This is a genomic window from Flavobacterium gillisiae (assembly GCF_900107635.1).
In the GTDB taxonomy this organism is placed as follows: Bacteria; Bacteroidota; Bacteroidia; order Flavobacteriales; family Flavobacteriaceae; genus Flavobacterium; species Flavobacterium gillisiae.
This window is the reverse complement of sequence record NZ_FNRD01000016.1, coordinates 37,556-54,547: the sequence shown is the minus strand read 5'-3', so window position 1 is coordinate 54,547 and position 16,992 is coordinate 37,556. Positions and strand designations below refer to the sequence as shown.

The 16,992-nt window shown below is 34.4% G+C and carries 19 protein-coding genes, 1 tRNA gene and 1 pseudogene; 12 read left to right on the top strand and 9 right to left on the bottom strand.

The features are described from left to right. Positions 1–10: 10 nt before the first annotated feature. The 9 genes from BLV35_RS17985 (at position 11) to BLV35_RS17945 (ending at position 8,187) form a co-directional block, all read left to right on the top strand. Complete coding sequence (locus BLV35_RS17985) at positions 11–343, top strand: DUF4133 domain-containing protein (protein ID WP_026977700.1); 333 nt, start codon at positions 11–13, stop codon at positions 341–343. After that, entirely contained in the window at positions 340–2,844 is a 2,505-nt protein-coding gene (locus tag BLV35_RS17980) for a TraG family conjugative transposon ATPase (RefSeq protein ID WP_091093496.1), read from the top strand. The genes BLV35_RS17985 and BLV35_RS17980 overlap by 4 nt, the downstream gene beginning before the upstream one ends. Before the next feature lie 23 nt (positions 2,845–2,867). Then, positions 2,868–3,500, top strand: a complete 633-nt coding sequence (locus BLV35_RS17975) for a DUF4141 domain-containing protein (protein ID WP_091093493.1) — start codon at positions 2,868–2,870, stop codon at positions 3,498–3,500. A 2-nt stretch (positions 3,501–3,502) separates the two neighbouring features. Further along, on the top strand, positions 3,503–4,495 hold the full coding sequence (gene traJ, locus BLV35_RS17970) for a conjugative transposon protein TraJ (protein ID WP_091093491.1): 993 nt from the start codon (positions 3,503–3,505) through the stop codon (positions 4,493–4,495). 20 nt (positions 4,496–4,515) lie between these two features. After that, positions 4,516–5,139 carry a conjugative transposon protein TraK gene (traK, locus tag BLV35_RS17965; protein ID WP_091093489.1) on the top strand — a complete coding sequence of 208 codons (624 nt, stop codon included), beginning with the start codon at positions 4,516–4,518 and terminating at the stop codon, positions 5,137–5,139. Positions 5,140–5,150: 11 nt separating this feature from the next. Next, entirely contained in the window at positions 5,151–5,438 is a 288-nt protein-coding gene (locus tag BLV35_RS17960; RefSeq protein ID WP_026977695.1) for a hypothetical protein, read from the top strand. Further along, positions 5,425–6,726, top strand: a complete 1,302-nt coding sequence (gene traM / locus BLV35_RS17955; RefSeq protein WP_091093486.1) for a conjugative transposon protein TraM — start codon at positions 5,425–5,427, stop codon at positions 6,724–6,726. Before BLV35_RS17960 ends, traM begins: the two co-directional genes overlap by 14 nt. A 27-nt stretch (positions 6,727–6,753) precedes the next feature. Further along, positions 6,754–7,656: a conjugative transposon protein TraN gene (gene traN / locus BLV35_RS17950; protein ID WP_091093484.1), complete on the top strand. Its 903-nt coding sequence runs from the start codon at positions 6,754–6,756 to the stop codon at positions 7,654–7,656. 240 nt (positions 7,657–7,896) lie between these two features. Next, the gene (locus BLV35_RS17945) at positions 7,897–8,187 is read left to right on the top strand and encodes a molybdenum ABC transporter permease (RefSeq protein WP_091093481.1); all 291 of its coding nucleotides are present in this window, start codon (positions 7,897–7,899) and stop codon (positions 8,185–8,187) included. A 368-nt stretch (positions 8,188–8,555) separates the two neighbouring features. Here BLV35_RS17945 and BLV35_RS17940 read toward each other — a convergent pair whose 3' ends face one another. Both BLV35_RS17940 and BLV35_RS17935 read right to left on the bottom strand, forming a co-directional pair. After that, positions 8,556–9,629 (bottom strand): DUF932 domain-containing protein, encoded by a 1,074-nt coding sequence (locus BLV35_RS17940; RefSeq protein ID WP_091093479.1) that lies wholly within the window; start codon positions 9,627–9,629, stop codon positions 8,556–8,558. 45 nt (positions 9,630–9,674) lie between these two features. Next, on the bottom strand, positions 9,675–10,067 hold the full coding sequence (locus BLV35_RS17935) for a single-stranded DNA-binding protein (RefSeq protein ID WP_091093477.1): 393 nt from the start codon (positions 10,065–10,067) through the stop codon (positions 9,675–9,677). A 912-nt stretch (positions 10,068–10,979) separates the two neighbouring features. Here BLV35_RS17935 and BLV35_RS17930 point away from each other — a divergent pair. Further along, positions 10,980–11,258, top strand: a complete 279-nt coding sequence (locus BLV35_RS17930; RefSeq protein ID WP_091093613.1) for a DNA-binding protein — start codon at positions 10,980–10,982, stop codon at positions 11,256–11,258. Next, complete coding sequence (locus tag BLV35_RS17925) at positions 11,242–11,556, top strand: hypothetical protein (protein WP_245712103.1); 315 nt, start codon at positions 11,242–11,244, stop codon at positions 11,554–11,556. Before BLV35_RS17930 ends, BLV35_RS17925 begins: the two co-directional genes overlap by 17 nt. An 87-nt stretch (positions 11,557–11,643) precedes the next feature. On the opposite strand, the gene BLV35_RS17920 is transcribed toward BLV35_RS17925, so the two are convergent. The 7 genes and pseudogenes from BLV35_RS17920 to BLV35_RS17890 all read right to left on the bottom strand — a co-directional run bounded on the left by BLV35_RS17920 (position 11,644) and on the right by BLV35_RS17890 (position 16,346). Further along, entirely contained in the window at positions 11,644–12,948 is a 1,305-nt protein-coding gene (locus BLV35_RS17920) for a site-specific integrase (protein ID WP_091093474.1), read from the bottom strand. Between the two features lie 291 nt (positions 12,949–13,239). Next, positions 13,240–13,321: transfer RNA gene (locus BLV35_RS17915), tRNA-Tyr, on the bottom strand. 174 nt (positions 13,322–13,495) lie between these two features. Continuing rightward, positions 13,496–13,882 (bottom strand): annotated as a pseudogene (locus BLV35_RS17910) (TlpA family protein disulfide reductase); the annotation flags it as partial. A gap of 18 nt (positions 13,883–13,900) precedes the next feature. Continuing rightward, complete coding sequence (locus BLV35_RS17905) at positions 13,901–14,677, bottom strand: DUF4369 domain-containing protein (protein ID WP_091093468.1); 777 nt, start codon at positions 14,675–14,677, stop codon at positions 13,901–13,903. A gap of 394 nt (positions 14,678–15,071) precedes the next feature. After that, a complete protein-coding gene (locus BLV35_RS17900) occupies positions 15,072–15,305 on the bottom strand; it encodes a hypothetical protein (RefSeq protein WP_091093465.1) in 234 nt (77 codons plus the stop codon). A 176-nt stretch (positions 15,306–15,481) separates the two neighbouring features. Further along, positions 15,482–15,922 (bottom strand): KTSC domain-containing protein, encoded by a 441-nt coding sequence (locus BLV35_RS17895; RefSeq protein WP_091093463.1) that lies wholly within the window; start codon positions 15,920–15,922, stop codon positions 15,482–15,484. Positions 15,923–16,097: 175 nt separating this feature from the next. Then, positions 16,098–16,346: a hypothetical protein gene (locus BLV35_RS17890; protein ID WP_091093461.1), complete on the bottom strand. Its 249-nt coding sequence runs from the start codon at positions 16,344–16,346 to the stop codon at positions 16,098–16,100. A 93-nt stretch (positions 16,347–16,439) separates the two neighbouring features. Here BLV35_RS17890 and BLV35_RS17885 point away from each other — a divergent pair, with 93 nt between their 5' ends. Beyond that, positions 16,440–16,985: a hypothetical protein gene (locus BLV35_RS17885; RefSeq protein WP_091093458.1), complete on the top strand. Its 546-nt coding sequence runs from the start codon at positions 16,440–16,442 to the stop codon at positions 16,983–16,985. The last annotated feature ends 7 nt before the right edge of the window (positions 16,986–16,992 follow it).

The window sequence follows — 16,992 nt, the reverse complement described above, 5'->3', positions numbered from 1 at the left end:
TTATTTCCTTATGAATACTTACAATATAAATAAGGGAATAGGAAGAACGGTAGAGTTTAAAGGACTGAAAGCACAGTATCTGTTCTTATTCGCAGGTGGACTGCTAGGGATGCTTATCCTGGTAATGATCTTGTATATGACAGGAGTCAATTCTTATCTGTGTTTGTTTATAGGAATTGGTGGGGGATCGCTGTTAGTGTGGCAAACTTTTTCACTAAACAAAAAGTATGGTGAACATGGTTTGATGAAAGTAGGAGCCAATAAAAGACATCCACGATATATTATCTGTCGTAAGCCAGTGCATCGTTATTTCAAGTTCAACTCCAAATTGTACCAGCTATGAGAAATAAATCAAAAGCAACGACATTGGAATCTAAGTTTCCGTTGTTGGCAGTAGAACATAATTGCATTATCTCAAAGGATGCTGATATCACAGCTTGTTTTCGAGTACAGCTTCCAGAACTTTTCACTGTAGCTTCTGCGGAATATGAAGCCATTCATTCCGCTTGGCATAAGGCTATAAAGACCTTGCCCGATTACACGGTGGTACACAAACAGGATTGGTACATCAAAGAAAATTATGCTCCTGAAATTGCAAAAGAAGATTTGAGTTTTTTGGCGAAATCCTACCAACAACATTTTAATGAGCGTCCGTTTCTCAATCATTATTGCTACCTGTTTCTAACAAAAACGTCCAAAGAGCGCATGCGAATGCAGAGTAATTTCTCTTCGCTTTGCAAAGGGGTACTTATTCCAAAAGAAATAAGAGATAAAGAAACCATCCATCGTTTTATGGAATCGGTGGCGCAATTTGAACGTATTGTCAATGATTCGGGTTTTATAAAATTGGAACGATTGAGTGAGGAAGACATCATCGGAACAACTAATAAACAAGGATTATTGGAACAATACCTAAGCCTTTCAAGAGAGGAGGGAACACCAATGCAGGATATTGCTTTGGGTGGGGAAGAAGTTCGTATTGGAAACAAAAGACTTTGTCTGCATACGTTGTCCGATACCGATGATTTGCCTAGTTCCGTATCCGCAGAAACCCGTTACGAAAAGCTGTCCACCGATAGAAGTGATTGTTTGTTGTCTTTTGCTGCGCCAGTTGGATTACTGTTAAGTTGCAATCACATCTACAACCAGTATCTTTTTTTGGATAACAGTGAGGACAACCTTCGGAAGTTTGAGAAGTCAGCACGAAACATGCATTCCTTGGCAAGGTATAGCAGAGCCAATCAAATCAATAAAGAATGGATCGAACGCTATTTGAACGAAGCACATTCTTTCGGACATGCTTCGATTCGAGCGCATTTCAATGTGATGGCGTGGTCAGACAATCCAGTTGAACTAAAACAGTTAAAAAACGATACAGGTAGCGCTTTGGCGTTGATGGAATGCAAACCAAGGCACAACACTACCGATGTTGCGACGCTTTATTGGGCAGGAATGCCAGGCAATGCAGGAGATTTCCCGAGTGAAGAAAGTTTTTATACTTTCATAGAACCTGCGCTCTGCTTTTTTACGGAGGAAACCAACTATAAAAGTTCACCTTCTCCTTTCGGAATTAAAATGGCTGACCGACTTACAGGAAAACCCATCCATTTGGATATTTCTGATTTGCCAATGAAAAAGGGTATTATCACGAATAGGAATAAGTTTATTTTGGGGCCTTCAGGCTCTGGAAAGTCATTTTTCACCAATCACATGGTCAGGCAATATTACGAGCAAGGTGCACATGTTTTATTGGTAGACACGGGTAATTCCTATCAAGGTTTGTGTGAACTCATCAAAGGAAAAACTAAAGGAGAAGATGGTGTTTATTTTACCTATACCGAAGATAATCCGATTGCCTTTAATCCCTTTTACACCGATGATGGCGTATTCGATATTGAGAAAAGAGAAAGTGTCAAAACTTTGATGTTAACCTTATGGAAAAGGGATGATGAACCACCAACACGGTCCGAAGAAGTAGCACTTTCAAATGCCGTGAGCGGTTATATTGAAAGGATTAAGCAGAAAGATGAATTTCCTTCCTTCAATGGATTTTATGAATTTGTACAAGGAGGTTATAGAAAGGTATTGGAAGATAAAAAGGTACGGGAAAAAGACTTTGATATTGACAACTTTCTCAATGTATTAGAACCATACTACAAGGGTGGAGAATATGATTACCTGCTAAACTCAGAGAAGCAACTTGACTTACTTAGTAAGCGATTTATTGTTTTCGAAATTGATGCAATCAAGGATCATAAAATCCTTTTTCCCATTGTGACGATCATCATTATGGAGGTTTTTATCAATAAAATGCGACGTTTAAAAGGAGTTAGGAAGCTCATTCTGATTGAAGAAGCTTGGAAAGCTATTGCAAAAGAGGGAATGGCAGAATACATCAAATACCTTTTTAAAACGGTACGGAAGTTTTTTGGAGAAGCGATTGTTGTTACCCAAGAAGTAGATGACATAATCCAATCTCCAATTGTGAAAGAAAGTATTATCAATAATTCGGATTGTAAAATACTCCTTGACCAACGAAAGTACATGAACAAATTTGATGATATCCAAGCCATGCTTGGTCTTACTGAAAAGGAAAAAGCACAGGTACTTTCGATTAATATGAACAATGATCCCAATAGGTTATACAAAGAAGTTTGGATTGGACTAGGAGGTACGCATTCAGCAGTATATGCTACAGAAGTGAGTCTTGAAGAATATTTAGCCTATACCACAGAAGAAACTGAAAAGTTAGAAGTGATGCGTCTTGCGGGAGAACTGGATGGAAATGTAGAACAGGCCATTAAAAGGTTAGCTCTTGAGAAAAGAGAAAAAGAAAACAAATAGTAAAAATTTAAAAACGAATAAAAATGAAAAATTTAAAAATTATGGTGTGCATGGTAATTTTATTTGCTGTCATGCCGACTGCTAAAGCACAGTGGGTGGTAACAGATCCAACCAATTTGGCTCAAGGAATAGTCAATTCAGCGAGACAGATTATACAAACTTCAACCACAGCGACTAACATGATTAACAACTTTAAAGAAGTCCAAAAAGTATATAATCAAGGAAAAGAATATTATGACAAGCTAAAGGCTGTAAATAACCTAGTAAAGGATGCTCGAAAAGTACAGCAGACCGTATTACTTGTTGGTGATGTCTCTGAGATGTATGTAAGTAATTTTGGGAAAATGTTGAACGATCCTAATTTTAATGAACAAGAATTAACGGCTATTGCTAATGGGTATTCCATATTGTTAAATGAAAGTACTGAACTTCTGAAAGAGTTAAAGCAAATTGTAAGCACTTCCAGCTTGTCGCTTACGGATAAGGAGCGAATGGATATTATTGATCGTGTTTATCTAAAAGTAAAAGAGTACCACAATTTGGTTCGCTATTTCACGAATAAAAATATTTCGGTTAGTTATCTGCGAGCTAAGAAAGCAAACAGTAGTAAAAGGGTATTGGAGCTTTATGGAACTGCTAACCAAAAATATTGGTAATCATGGAATTTAGTAATCTACACCAAGTACTACGATCGCTCTATGACGAGATGCTACCACTATCAGCTGATATGGCCGCAGTAGCTAAAGGTTTAGCTGGATTGGGAGCTTTGTTTTATGTAGCATTAAAAGTGTGGCAGGCACTAAGTAGTGCAGAACCTATAGATGTATTTCCGCTACTTAGACCTTTTGCTTTAGGACTCTGCATCATGTTCTTTCCAACTATTGTTTTAGGAACGCTCAATGGGGTACTTAGTCCAATTGTACAAGGAACACATAGCATTTTAGAAAACCAGGTTTTAGACCTGAATGCCTTACAACAGCAAAAAGACCTATTGGAGAGAGAGGCTATGCTTCGAAATCCAGAGACAGCTTATTTGGCATCGGATGATGAATTTGATAAGAAATTGGATGAATTAGGATGGACGCCTTCCGATTTAGCAACCATATCGGGTATGTATATTGAAAGAGAAATGTATAGTATCAAGAAAATGATTCGCGATAGTTTTCGAGAATTTTTAGAAGTGCTTTTTCAAGCTGCTGCACTGGTCATTGACACGATACGAACTTTCTTCTTGATTGTGCTATCAATTTTAGGCCCCATAGCTTTTGCTATTTCGGTTTGGGATGGGTTTCAGTCCACCTTAACACAGTGGTTTACCCGATACATTAGTGTGTATCTCTGGTTGCCCGTTTCTGACCTTTTCAGCTCGATGTTGTCCAAGATCCAATCGTTAATACTGCAAAAGGATATTGACAGTTTATCCGATCCTAATTTTATTCCAGATTCATCCAGTACAGTGTACATCATCTTTATGATTATTGGCATCATTGGATATTTTACAATTCCTACGGTGACTGGGTGGATTATTCAGGCTGGCGGAGCAGGAAACTTTGTTCGTAATATAAATCAAACTAGCGCTAAAACTGGAAATATTGTAGGAGCTGGCACGGGAGCAGTTACTGGAAATATTGGGGGGAGATTAATGAAGTAACAATTTAAAATTAAAGTAAAATGGAATTTAAAATATTAAGAAATATCGAAAATAGCTTTAAACAAATCAGACTGTATGCCATAGTATTTGCAGTACTCTGTGTTGGAGTAGCAGGATATGCAATTTGGGAATCGTATCGGTTTGCAGAATTGCAGCGTCAAAAGGTTTATGTGTTGGATAATGGTAAATCATTAATGCTAGCGCTGGCGCAAGACGCTTCAATCAATCGTCCTGTAGAAGCTCGGGAACACATACGTCGCTTTCATGAGCTTTTCTTTACACTGGCACCAGACAAGAGTGCTATAGAAAATAATATGAAAAGAGCATTTAATCTAGCAGACAAAAGCGCTTTTGATTATTACAAAGACTTAGCTGAAAAGGGGTATTACAATCGGATTATTTCAGGTAATGTGCAACAACGCCTTGAAGTAGATAGTGTGATATGCAACTTTGAAACCTATCCTTATGCTGTAAAAACTTATGCCAAGCAGTACATCATTCGCTCTAGTAATGTAACCAAACGCAATTTAGTTACCTCCTGTTACCTTGTGAATTCCGTTCGTTCGGATAATAATCCGCAAGGCTTCAATATAGAAAAGTTTACTGTACTGCAGAATAATGATCTAGAAATTATTGAACGTTAAAATAAACCAAGATGGAAAATCTTCGAACAAATATTGACTTATGGTTAATAAAGATTGATGTACGCTGGAGAGCACTTCCTCTTCAAAAACAGTACAAGTACATTCTGTATTCTTTTATCAGTTATTTGATTCTTACTGTAGTTGTTATACTTAGCGTTTGGTTTGAAACCGGAAAACACAGCAGTAAGCTGGATGAGGAGCGTATTGAAAACGCTCTTCTCAAAAAGAACGAATCCACAGCATCGCTAAGGGATTCCTTGTTGTTAATTATAAAAAACAGAAAACATGAAAGAAAGTGAAAACAAAAAAAATACGGTCTTGGTTACGGATGGTAGCTTAGATAAAAGTACAGATATAGCGCGAGAATCTTCAGATAATAATGTAGAAAAATTTAAAAAGCCAATCCTGTTTGCGTTGATGGGTATAGTATTTCTTGGTTGTATGTATCTACTATTCAAACCATCGGAAAACATAAGAAAGACAGAAGATGTAGGTCTCAATGATTCCGTTCCTCAGGCTTCTACTATCGGTTTACAGAATGATAAACAAAAAGCCTATGAACAGGAAATAGTGGAACAAAAAAATCGAGAAAAACAAAATGCGCTAACCTCTCTTTCTGATTACTGGAATGAGGGGAGTACAGAAGAATCATTGCAAGATGTTCCTGAAACAGAAAAAGAAACCAATACTAATACTTCGCTGAATAGTTATCGCAATGCACAAAATACATTGGGCAGTTTTTACAATAATGATAAATCTGAAACGCAGGAATTACGCAAACAATTAGATGAGGTAAAAAAAGAGTTAGCAAGAAAGGAAGAAACACCTACCAATATTGTTGACAATCAATTGGAGTTAATGGAGAAGTCATATCAAATGGCGGCTAAATATTTGCCAGTCAATAAGACTTCAACGGAACAATTAAATGAAAAAACAATGGCTTTTTCTACTGCTTCAACCGAAAAAGAATCTTTTATTTCATTTATTCCTGCTCGAAAAAATGCTGTTTCGTCATTAAATAGAGATCTTCCTGACAGTACTTTTATAGCCAATTGGAGCGAAAGTCGTAATCGAGGATTTTACACTGCAGGGAAAATCGAAAAGGAGACACAGCTCAAAAATAGTATTCGAGCAGTTATCCATACCACACAGTTAGTATCAGTGGAAAGTAGTGTTCGTTTGCGTTTATTAGAGCCTGCCAAAATGCAAAATCATATTATTCCGCAAGGAACGGTGTTGACGGCAAATTCAAAATTTAATCAAGGAAGGCTGCAAATGAAAATTACTTCTATTGAGTTGGATGGTACTATCCTCCCTGTTGATCTTACTATCTATGGATTAGATGGACAACAAGGATTATTTGTACCCTATTCTCCCGAAATGAGCGCTGTGAAAGAAATGGCTGCCAATATGGGACAAACTTCAGGAAGCAGTATTATGCTTTCAAGTTCCCCAGGACAGCAGATAGCTGGCGATTTGAGCCGTGGCCTTGTGCAGGGCATTTCAGGTTATTTTTCAAAAAAAATGAAAACTCCAAAAGTCACTTTGAAGGCAGGCCTTCAAGTGTTTCTAGTGTCAAAAAAATAATTATTCACTTTAATAAAAAATTTAAATATGAAAACTATAAAAAAAAGTATGGTAATAGTACTGGTCTTATTTTTAGGATACAGTATGGAATCTGAAGGGCAAGTGACTGTTACTAATGCCCAAAAATTGTACTTAGAAAAAATAGATCCGTACCCGATAGAGGTAACTTATAGTAAAACGTCGCATCTACTCTTTCCTTCTGCAATACGATACGTAGATTTAGGAAGTGACTATTTGATTGCAAGCAAAGCAGAAGATGCAGAAAATGTATTAAGAGTAAAAGCTTCAGTCCGTAATTTCGATGAGGAAACAAACTTTTCCGTAATTACCGAAGACGGGCATTTTTATAATTTCAATGTCCTCTACAATTCTAGTCCTGTGGATATGAATTATAATCTTTTGGAAATGCAGAAAGGGATAAATAGAGAGAATTCAAATGATGTCCTATTTGAGGAACTCGGAAAAAATTCACCTTCACTGGTAGACGATTTAATGGGAACGATATACAAAAAAGACAAACGTTTAATAAAGAATAAGGGTGCTAGAAGTTATGGTGTCGAGTTCATGTTAAAAGGAATCTATGTAGATGATGGCAAGTTCTATTTCCATACTCAAGTTACTAATTGTAGTTATGTCTCTTTCCATGTCGATTTTGTTACTTTCAAAGTAGTTGATAAAAAGCTAGCCAAACGTACGGTTATACAAGAAATGACGTTTAATCCACTAAGAATTTACAAACCATTGGACGAAATTAAAGGTAAAACGGTAGAGCGAAATATATTTTTATTGGATCAATTTACTATTGCCGATGACAAAGTACTCCTGATAGAAATTTATGAGAAAAATGGAGCGAGACATCAGTTGATAAAACTTAAAAATTCAGATTTACTCAAAGCAATACTGATAAAAGATAGGAAGTTTCATAATTAAAATTGGTTCTTTATAAAGGAGGTATTTGAGGATAATTCTCTCATAGTATTCAAAATATAATAATGGGAAAATAGGCTGTTTCACGACTTGTGATATAGCCTATTTTTGTTGGGTATATTACAGTGTTTTTTTAACTGTTTATAAATAAGTACGCAACTTACTGATTTATAAATAGTAAGTTCCGTACTGATGAGGTAGTTTTTACTAAATTTAAAATTTAAAATTTAAAAAAATCAAATTATGAATCCAACAATGGTTTTAAGTGGTTTAGCTTTGCTAAGTGGTTTTGGTATTCGTTATTGGATAAACAGAAGAAAATTTTACAGAAGAAGTCCTTTGGGAGCGGAAAGTTTTTCAAGTTATGAAAAATCAGTCTTTATTTCATTTTTGGAACGTACAGGAAAATGGATTGCTTATATTCTGATTATTTTTGGACTACTTTTATTATGGAGTTATTCAAAACAACAGAAAGATAACAAAGTGCTAATTCAAAAAGAAGTTCCATTTAAACACGATCAAAATCCAAAATAATAAAGTGGCATTCTTTTGCTTCTTTTCTTTTGTCACTTATGTGGAAAGAAAAGAAGTCCAGTAAAAAAAAATAGGATACTGACTATCCTAACCAATAATCACGAGCTTTTTGGTAAAATATAAAGAGCAATGAGAATCTGTGCGATTGTTGTTTTACCAAAATGGTTGTATCATTTCCCGCAAAAAGACTTTCCCGACCATTGGAAGGGAGTGTCTTTTTGCATCCAGACTTTGAAGTAATGCAACCGGAATAGGTTGTGCCCTAAAATCTTTAAGATTTAGAAAAAAACTTTATTCTGAAAAATAATAGAAATTGTTAAAATAGGCGACTACTTTTGTGAGTAGTCGCCTTTAATTTTAAAGCCTTTTTAATTGAAGTTGAAAACGTCAGTACCATTTTTTTGAAATAAGGTACAGATTTCAAAAGCCTTTTGCGATTTTGATTGTGCAGTACCTCCCAAAATAATAGATTGTAATTTTGCTTCATTGTTCTTATAGCTACGTACATTTTGGTAGTAGCCTGTAACTGCGTTATAAGATCCAAACAAAGTGCCTTTTGTCGTTTCCATTTGTTGTGAGTCGCTCGTCATAGCATAGGCAAAGGCATCCTCAACCGTATTTTTAAAAACGGTTGATATTTCGTCCTCATTTCCGTTTTTAATATGCTGTAAGGTTTCCTTGTTTGGACATAGTGCTAATTGTATCAATTTTTTAACCTCGTTGTCGTTTACTCTTACTTTTGACCATTCATTAAAAATTCCCTCTAGTTGATTACTAAATTCGTTTGCTAATCCCATTACTTTATGCGCATTCTCCAAACGTTGTTTTGCTCCCGAAGTATGGCGGATGCGTACCACGTTGCTCATATTTCGAAGTGAAGCGTTTAGTGTATTTTGGCATACAATTCTAACAGGTGTAAAAGCTGCCGTAATACTTCCGCTACCATCGTGTGAAGTAGTGAGGAAAATATATTTTTCTGTAACATCATCACCAGTACCAACACGAATATAGTTAGGTAATTTTGCTGTAATAAAAATGCGTTCTCCATTTCCTAAAGCGCCTGCAGTCTCGTACATAATTCCATCTGTACCACCTACAATAGCATCAAAGAAACCAAATGCTTCACGATTTTGGACAATATGATACTCTTTACCGACTACACCCAAAACAGTATTGTTATCGGTACGGGTAGTAGCAAAATAATTAGGCACTTTTAGTTCATTGTCTCTAATTGCTAAACTGTCAGTAGGATCAATTATGTTTGATACCTTGGAATAAAGAGGACTTTTTATAACTTCATAGTCAAGTCCTGCGTGGTTAATAGCTTCTGCACTTGTCGGATAGTCTGATACTATTTGACCTAAACCGTGCCAAGCTTTTTGTTGTACGCTAAAAAATGAATAACGTCCCGTTCTTTCGTTGAAATTTAAATTGTGTGCCATGATATTAAAATTTTAAAAGTTGAAAAAATTATTATATGTTTAGAGTTAAAAGGGTAAATCCTCAGCAGGTTCTGGTGTGATGATCTTTGTATTATCCTGCTTTGTAAACCCTTGTGTAAATTCAATTTTCTTACTGCCTCCGTGCAATTTTATAGTCGAAGTATGAAAAGTCAAACTTGATTTTAATTCTCCGCTACTAGCTGTCCAGGCTCTTGCACTTACTCTACCTGTAAGCTCAACTAAAGCGCCTTTGGTGAGTATTTTTGCAACATTTGGACTTATCCAGTAGGAGCAATCAAAATAGCTTGTTTGCTCTACACGTTCGCCTTGTTTATTTTTGTAGCTATCATTGATGGCTACAGAAAAATTCACTACTTGCTTGTCTTGCGCGGTTCTGTGTACTTCCGAATCCTTTGTTAATCTTCCGATGATGTTCATGATTTTCCGTTTTTAGGGTTATTTTTTTTTAAATTAATTTATTCGGTAATGAGAGGAGGAGCTGTTTTGTTTCACTCTAAATCCAATATAAATAGTACTACATTTCATTGTTGACATTTTTTTTATTCGTCTAAAGAGTCGGAGTATGCTATGTTTCGTTTCGAGAGCATAAAAGGTTAGTGTTTAGCAAAAACAAGGTTTTATCAAATAAATACTACCCGAATGGGTGGAGATTTTTTGATAAACCCGCAGGGCTTGACCTTTTTTTTGCGTTAAAAACACTAGTATACCTTTGCTCTTGAATTGGGACAATTAGCATACTGGCTTTTGAATATAGATAGGATGGAAGCAAGGTTGTAAAGCGTATTATGTGTGATTGTAAAGAAGAAGGTAAACACTAGAAATAATGTTTGATGGTTTTAATCGGCTTATAGTTTGGAGTAATAATATGGTTAAATAAGCCATGGAAAAGGGTCTTGAAAATTATACGTAGCTAGTGGCTTTAATTTTCAAGATTCTTTTATTGAGTATCCTTAAAACTCTTTTATTCTGTAGCATAGCGAAAGTATAAATGTGCTTTGAGGATCTGAATGGTTGTAAAATAATTGAAGTATAAATCGCTTCCTCAGAATATATCATTTTTATAGAAAGAATTTAATCATGTTACAATTTTTATTTAAACCGCCATCTAAGGACAAATAATACCATTGATGATCAGTTAAATAGGCGATTTTATTTATGTGTATACTTTAGATAAAAAGAATTGAAATTGGGCAGTTTAGTGGGTTGTGTTTCACATAAAAAGAGAGTTGAATAGTTTTCTATCTGAATAAAATAATGAGCATAGTAAGTAGCTATTCGAGATTAAAAAATAAGAGTATTTATTGTTTAAATTTTTAATAAATGGAGATTATGAATGATGTAGTAACAAAAGAGGATTTAAGACAGTTTGGTTTGGAATTATTGGGTAATATTGAGAACTTAATAACACAGACGAAAGAAGGTCATAGCGACGTAACGGAGCAAGAATGGATCAAAAGTAGGCAAGTGAGAAAATTAATGAATATGTCCCCAGGATCTGTTCAAAACCTACGAGTAACCGAAAAGGTACGATTTAAGAAAATAGTCGGCTCATACTACTATAATAAGGCTGATCTTCTAAAACTTTTCATAGATGAAAAATGCAAATAAACGTAGCGAGGGTCATTTGATGAATTCTTTGCTAATTTATATGGAAGATCCTAGACTAAACGTTTGGCATTTGGCTCTATTACTTGCTATAATTAGTTTAGGCTATAAGCAAGGACAAATGCAAAATATTAAAGTGAGTCGAAGCAAAATCATGGCACTTTCTCATATTAATACAATACCGACTTATCATAAATATTTCAAAGAATTACAGAATTTAGGATACATCGAATATTTTCCTTCCTACCATCCCGGTGTTAGAAGTGAAGTCTATTTGAAAGGTAAAAAGGTTGCTCCATGATGGAAGCAACCTTTTTTTGTTTTGAATCAATGTGTACTAGTAGTCTATAAGTTAAGTACTAGTTAATATACAGTATTTGGTGCGATTTCAAGATAGGTTATATTTTTGCTTGATCTTTTTTATTTCCTTCTCTAATCTGGTGAGGATGGCTAGATCTGACTCACACATTACATGGTCAGTTTTATTTATCCGCTTATTAAGTAATGCCATTTCCCGTCCAACTGTAACTTGTTCCGTAATCGCATACGCTTCTGTTTGCTTAACAGAGGAGTGTCCAAGCATTTCCTTCACAACATTGATTGGGACGTTATTTTGTAAGGTAACGGTGCTTCCAAAGGTCCTGCGAGCCATATGAGTATTGAGAGTAAACGGAAAAGCACAAAGTAACGCAATCTCCTTTAGGTATTCGTTCATTTTTTGATTTGAAGCAACAGGCAAAACAGTGCCACGTTGCAAACAAAGAGGATGTTCCTTATATTTTTCGATTATTTTAAGCGCTTGAGGTAGGAGAGGGACATTAGTTGAAGAGCCTGTTTTTTGTCTTTCAGACATGATCCATGCTTGTTTGTCTATACCCACTTTAATATCAGTCTTTTTTAATTGATATACATCAATATAAGCTAAGCCTGTGTAGCATTGAAAGACGAACACGTCTCTCACCACATTAAGTCGCTCAGTGCTGAAATAATGCCGTTCTAACTCATATAATTCCTGAGTAGAAAGGGGTTTTTTTATAATTTTTGATTTTTTACCTTTAAAGTTCTTAAATGGATCTTTTAAGATGACTTCATTGTCAATCGCACGTATAACTATCTTTTTAAAGTTAGCGATATATTTAAGGGTTGTATTATTACTGCAATTGCGGACAGACCGTAAGTAAAATTCAAAGTCTTTTATAAATGCGAGATTCAAATCAGAAAATTCAAGATCTTCTGCATTAAATTTAAGTCGTATAAAAGTTCTTAAATGATTAATAGTGATAGTGAAACGATCAAGAGTTCCTTTTGCATATCCTTTACCTAGTAGAGCCGTCATTTCATCGTTATGTTTTTGGAATTCTTCAACAACTTTCGCTCTTGCAGCATTTTTTCCCAAAATGTAATCCATAACTTTCTGAGCAGTTATAAGTTTGCCGTTATACATATTCTCAGTCTTATATTGATTGATTTTAAGAATAAGAGAATCCAAGAAAAAGTTAATAGATTTTGCATCTTCCTTGGAACCGATTGCTCTTTCTAGTTTTTGATCCCAACGTGAGCTATCCCACTTACGTTTTGTAGATGTTTCTTTAGGTATTCCATCAACGGTAATTCTAAGGTAAACGACTCTAATTTTACTTTCATTGCGGGGGATTTTCAAAAAGAAAACCAGCCCAAAACTGCTTTCTAACATAATTCAACTTTTAAGGTTAATAAATGTAGAATTATAACTTCAAAAAATCAAGTTGTTAAGCACGTTAACCCCTGTATTTATATGGGTTTAAATGGTATTCTGTGGCACATTTTAAAAAATACAAATGTGCCACGATTCTGCCATAGAAACTTTGAGCGTTATTATAAATTTTGACAAAGTGCAGAAAATGAAAAAAGCCTGCAAATCGTTCGATTTGCAGGCTTAACACTGTTTTTGAGGACTTTTGAAAAGATTGAAAAGCTTTCATTTTTCTATCTTAATCCCTTTTAGTGGGGAGAGTAGGATTCGAACCTACGAAGACGTAGTCAGCAGATTTACAGTCTGCCCTCGTTGGCCGCTTGAGTATCTCCCCGAGGCCTTTGATAACAACACTTGTTGTTGTTAGCGGTGGCAAATATAGGAACACTTTTCGTTTCTACAAACAAAATTTGCACTTAATTTCAAGATTATTTTTAACACATTGGTATTGAATAAAATAAAAAAATCTCCACTAGGGAGATTTTTTTATTTTGTACTTGAAAATCGATTATTTAGCTAAAAGTTCAAGGATTTTTGCTCTAAGTTCAGCGCCTCTTAAATCTCTTGCTACAATCTTACCGGAAGCATCAAGGATAAAAGTTGCAGGAATTGCTTCAACTCCATATTGAGCTGCAATTGGTTCATCCCAAAATTTTAAATTAGAAACCTGATTCCAGCTTAACTTATCTTTTGCGATAGCTTCTTTCCATTTAGCTGCATCTTTGTCTAACGAAACACCTATGATATTAAGACCTTTTGAGTGTAACTCTTTATAGATCGCAACCACATTTGGATTTTCTTGTCGACATGGACCACACCATGATGCCCAGAAATCTACAATTGTAACTTTTCCTAAACTTTCTTTTAGAGAAATGACTTTCCCTTCAGGGTTTGGAGCAGAAAAATTAGAAGTTCATTTAGCGTCTCCCATTGGAGCAGCAGTAGCACCAACAGCAGGAGAATTAACTTCAGTAAGTTTAGCTTTTACAGCGATACCTGCTTTAGTCTTTTTTAAAGGCTCTTCTAAGCTATTAAAAATCGTTTCTGTTTTTTTAATATCAGCACTAGGATCGTTAACCATTCCTTGTACAATTAAAACGCTGATATATGATTTAGGATGTGATTCAGCGTATGTTGTATATTTTGTTTTGGTGGCAGCGCCAACTTCTGCTTGAATTTCTGTGTAACCCTTCATCAATTTATTGATTACAGCTGTATCTTTTGCTTGTTGCGCTGTATTCATTGCTTGCATGTTTTGAGTTTGGAAATCCATTAGTTTCTTTTGAACTACTTTAATTTCCTCATTGAATTTAACATACTCATCATTACTGTAAGTACCTGAAACTTTAGATTTTTGAATACTGTCTTTATCGATAGCGATAGTGATTTCTCCATTTTCTAAAATAAAAGGAATTTTTGTATACGGTTCTTTTCCAGCTACTGATTCTAACTGAATAGTATGAAAAGAAGGTTCAGTAACTTTTCCTTTAATTTCGAATTTACCGTTTTCTACTTTTACAGTATCTAAAGCTGTAATAGCACCAGTGGTAGGATCTTGAGTTTCTAAGATTATAGTTTTACCATTTTCAATACCAGTTGCAGTACCAGTGATAAGGAATTCATCTTTTCCAACTTTGTTGCAAGAAAATAAAACAACAGCAACAGAAAGTAATAAAATTATTTTTTTCATTATTAATTAGTTAATTAAGTTAAGTGTGCAAAAGTATTTAAATTTATTAAAGTATAATTAATTTTATAACCTAAATTTTTGTTATTTTTTTAGTATTCAAAATGATGAAATACGGCGAATAGTAGTTAAATTATCTAATAAAAGGGCTGTACTTATAGGAGAAGACGAAACTAGTACATTGTTTCACCGAATCATATTGTTAGTATATGCATAGGCGAATGCGATTCTGACTTAGTCGGTAATCATTAGTTTATCAATATGTTAAAATAGTATTGAGTCCCTTAATATAGGTAAACTGGGTTTGCTGTAAAACAACTGACGCAATGAAAAATCATGTCTTAATTTAAAAAAGAGCGACATTTTTTGCTTTCCAGGTCGATAATAAAGGTGTTTTTTAGGTTAACTTAAGTTGTGATTCACATTGTTGAATATCATACTCAGCTTGTTCTAATTCATTTAAAGTAATCTTGATTTCCAGATTTACCGTTCTTAGTTCTTTGTGCAAGACAGCGCTAATAGAATCAGTTTCCAGTTTAAATTCAATTTTCGCTTTTGTTGTTTTTAAAATAGCTAGGGTTTCTTCAGCCTTTTTGTGCTGTAATTTGTACCGGTCGTAGTAATTAGTCATTTGTATAATAGTATTTATTGATTTAGGGATGTGGAAAGTACTAAAAACAAGTGAATTATACTACATTATATGATATGTTTTTATTTTTAGACTCAATAAGTTCTAAGGGAAAAAATAACAATGCATAAAAAAAGCACCCGTTAAGGGTGCTTTAGTATTTCTATTATAGAATAAGTCTAGTCTTGGTTCAACGTTTTTCTCCAAGTAAAAGAAGTAAGAATATGTCTTTTTGCAAATCTTCCTGGAGAAGATGCATTTACCATTTTCACGTAAGTTGCTTTAGGTACACTAATGTACTCATAAACACTACCGTTTGAAAAATTGATAATCAATCTACCTTCAACAAATTTATAATCTGTAATTGTTGCGGTTGTAATTGTTTCAGTATATTCAGGTAAGTTCAGCTTTGTAGTTTCAGGATTGATACTTACTAGGAAGTGGTAAGCCTCAATTACTTGTTTACTTTTTTCTTCTGCTGCTTTTAATCCTGCCTCATCACCTTGAAATTTATCAGGATGACATTCCTTCATAGAATTACGGTAGATTGTTTTTAACTCTTTTAGCTCTGCAGTTTTTTCTACATTTAGCAGTTTGCGGTATTCAACTATTTTTTTCATAAATATGGTAACTACTTGTCTTTTAGTATAAAATCAATATAATTTGGTTTCAGAACCGACAAATTTTTTGCAAAAGTACACTTTTTTTTTAATTTTTAGTTTGAGACTAAAAAATATTCCAAAAAAAGAGCACTTAACAGTTCTTATTTCTCAATTAAAGAGACACAAATAAATGTTATTGTTGCGGTTTATTGTTTGCTTTATCAAAGTTTTTAGACTTCTTAGGGTACTTATTGTGGCTGATATCACTAGGGTTTTCAATAATCGACTTAATTGTAATATAATCGCCTAGAGTATGGTTAGAAATAGCCATTTTATAATCTAAAAGATATTCACCACAAAAGAAATTGTTGTTTTCATCTTTTTCCATTATCCCGGTATAAACCCCTTTTTGTAACATTTTTTCTTGTGAAGACTTCGTCATAATCAATTTAATTTATAAAATTCTAATTTGCAAAGTTAAGCAAATATTTAGTTCCCACTATCGCATTTTAGACTTTCTGATTACCTTTGTGCAATGCAAAAAATATTTCGCCCCAGTCCCAAATCTTTCAAGAACACTTTTTGTGTTTTTCAAGAGCTACCATTAAGCAGCCTTAAAGCACTAACGGTGCAATATGCAAGTAAGTCGGGGAGTAGTTATTATTATACTAAATTAGGGATGTATCGGTTGTCAAACCATTGGGGAAGATTAGCCAACAGTAAATGGCGATTGGAATCTATGGAACCTGAGTCTGACTCAAAAACCAAATTAGGTTTTGCGCCTTGGCCTCAATTTTATCCTGATAATGCAGTTGAGGAATTGTATTATTTAGAAATGAATTATGGCAAGAATACTGTTAATTACCAGCATAAAAATAATCCGGAATATGATGGAAAAGCAATACTTCGCACAAGTTTTGAGACGACTAAGAAAATCAAGCAAATTAGAAATCTACTTAATTTAACGTCTTGGGCTAAGTATTATGAATATGATGACTTAGATGTTTTGCGTAAAGAAATTATAGACGAATTGATATTCACTACTAAAACTCTAGAGGAAATTAAGAGAGAGTTTGTCTAATTAATGC

Excerpts from the sequence above, each read along its gene's own strand:
- BLV35_RS17985 (WP_026977700.1), top strand. The coding sequence starts at position 11 with ATGAATACTTACAATATAAATAAGGGAATAGGAAGAACGGTAGAGTTT.
- BLV35_RS17980 (WP_091093496.1), top strand. The coding sequence starts at position 340 with ATGAGAAATAAATCAAAAGCAACGACATTGGAATCTAAGTTTCCGTTG.
- BLV35_RS17975 (WP_091093493.1), top strand. The coding sequence starts at position 2,868 with ATGAAAAATTTAAAAATTATGGTGTGCATGGTAATTTTATTTGCTGTC.
- traJ (WP_091093491.1), top strand. The coding sequence starts at position 3,503 with ATGGAATTTAGTAATCTACACCAAGTACTACGATCGCTCTATGACGAG.
- traK (WP_091093489.1), top strand. The coding sequence starts at position 4,516 with ATGGAATTTAAAATATTAAGAAATATCGAAAATAGCTTTAAACAAATC.
- BLV35_RS17960 (WP_026977695.1), top strand. The coding sequence starts at position 5,151 with ATGGAAAATCTTCGAACAAATATTGACTTATGGTTAATAAAGATTGAT.
- traM (WP_091093486.1), top strand. The coding sequence starts at position 5,425 with ATGAAAGAAAGTGAAAACAAAAAAAATACGGTCTTGGTTACGGATGGT.
- traN (WP_091093484.1), top strand. The coding sequence starts at position 6,754 with ATGAAAACTATAAAAAAAAGTATGGTAATAGTACTGGTCTTATTTTTA.
- BLV35_RS17945 (WP_091093481.1), top strand. The coding sequence starts at position 7,897 with ATGAATCCAACAATGGTTTTAAGTGGTTTAGCTTTGCTAAGTGGTTTT.
- BLV35_RS17940 (WP_091093479.1), bottom strand. The coding sequence starts at position 9,629 with ATGGCACACAATTTAAATTTCAACGAAAGAACGGGACGTTATTCATTT.
- BLV35_RS17935 (WP_091093477.1), bottom strand. The coding sequence starts at position 10,067 with ATGAACATCATCGGAAGATTAACAAAGGATTCGGAAGTACACAGAACC.
- BLV35_RS17930 (WP_091093613.1), top strand. The coding sequence starts at position 10,980 with ATGAATGATGTAGTAACAAAAGAGGATTTAAGACAGTTTGGTTTGGAA.
- BLV35_RS17925 (WP_245712103.1), top strand. The coding sequence starts at position 11,242 with ATGAAAAATGCAAATAAACGTAGCGAGGGTCATTTGATGAATTCTTTG.
- BLV35_RS17920 (WP_091093474.1), bottom strand. The coding sequence starts at position 12,948 with ATGTTAGAAAGCAGTTTTGGGCTGGTTTTCTTTTTGAAAATCCCCCGC.
- BLV35_RS17905 (WP_091093468.1), bottom strand. The coding sequence starts at position 14,677 with ATGAAAAAAATAATTTTATTACTTTCTGTTGCTGTTGTTTTATTTTCT.
- BLV35_RS17900 (WP_091093465.1), bottom strand. The coding sequence starts at position 15,305 with ATGACTAATTACTACGACCGGTACAAATTACAGCACAAAAAGGCTGAA.
- BLV35_RS17895 (WP_091093463.1), bottom strand. The coding sequence starts at position 15,922 with ATGAAAAAAATAGTTGAATACCGCAAACTGCTAAATGTAGAAAAAACT.
- BLV35_RS17890 (WP_091093461.1), bottom strand. The coding sequence starts at position 16,346 with ATGACGAAGTCTTCACAAGAAAAAATGTTACAAAAAGGGGTTTATACC.
- BLV35_RS17885 (WP_091093458.1), top strand. The coding sequence starts at position 16,440 with ATGCAAAAAATATTTCGCCCCAGTCCCAAATCTTTCAAGAACACTTTT.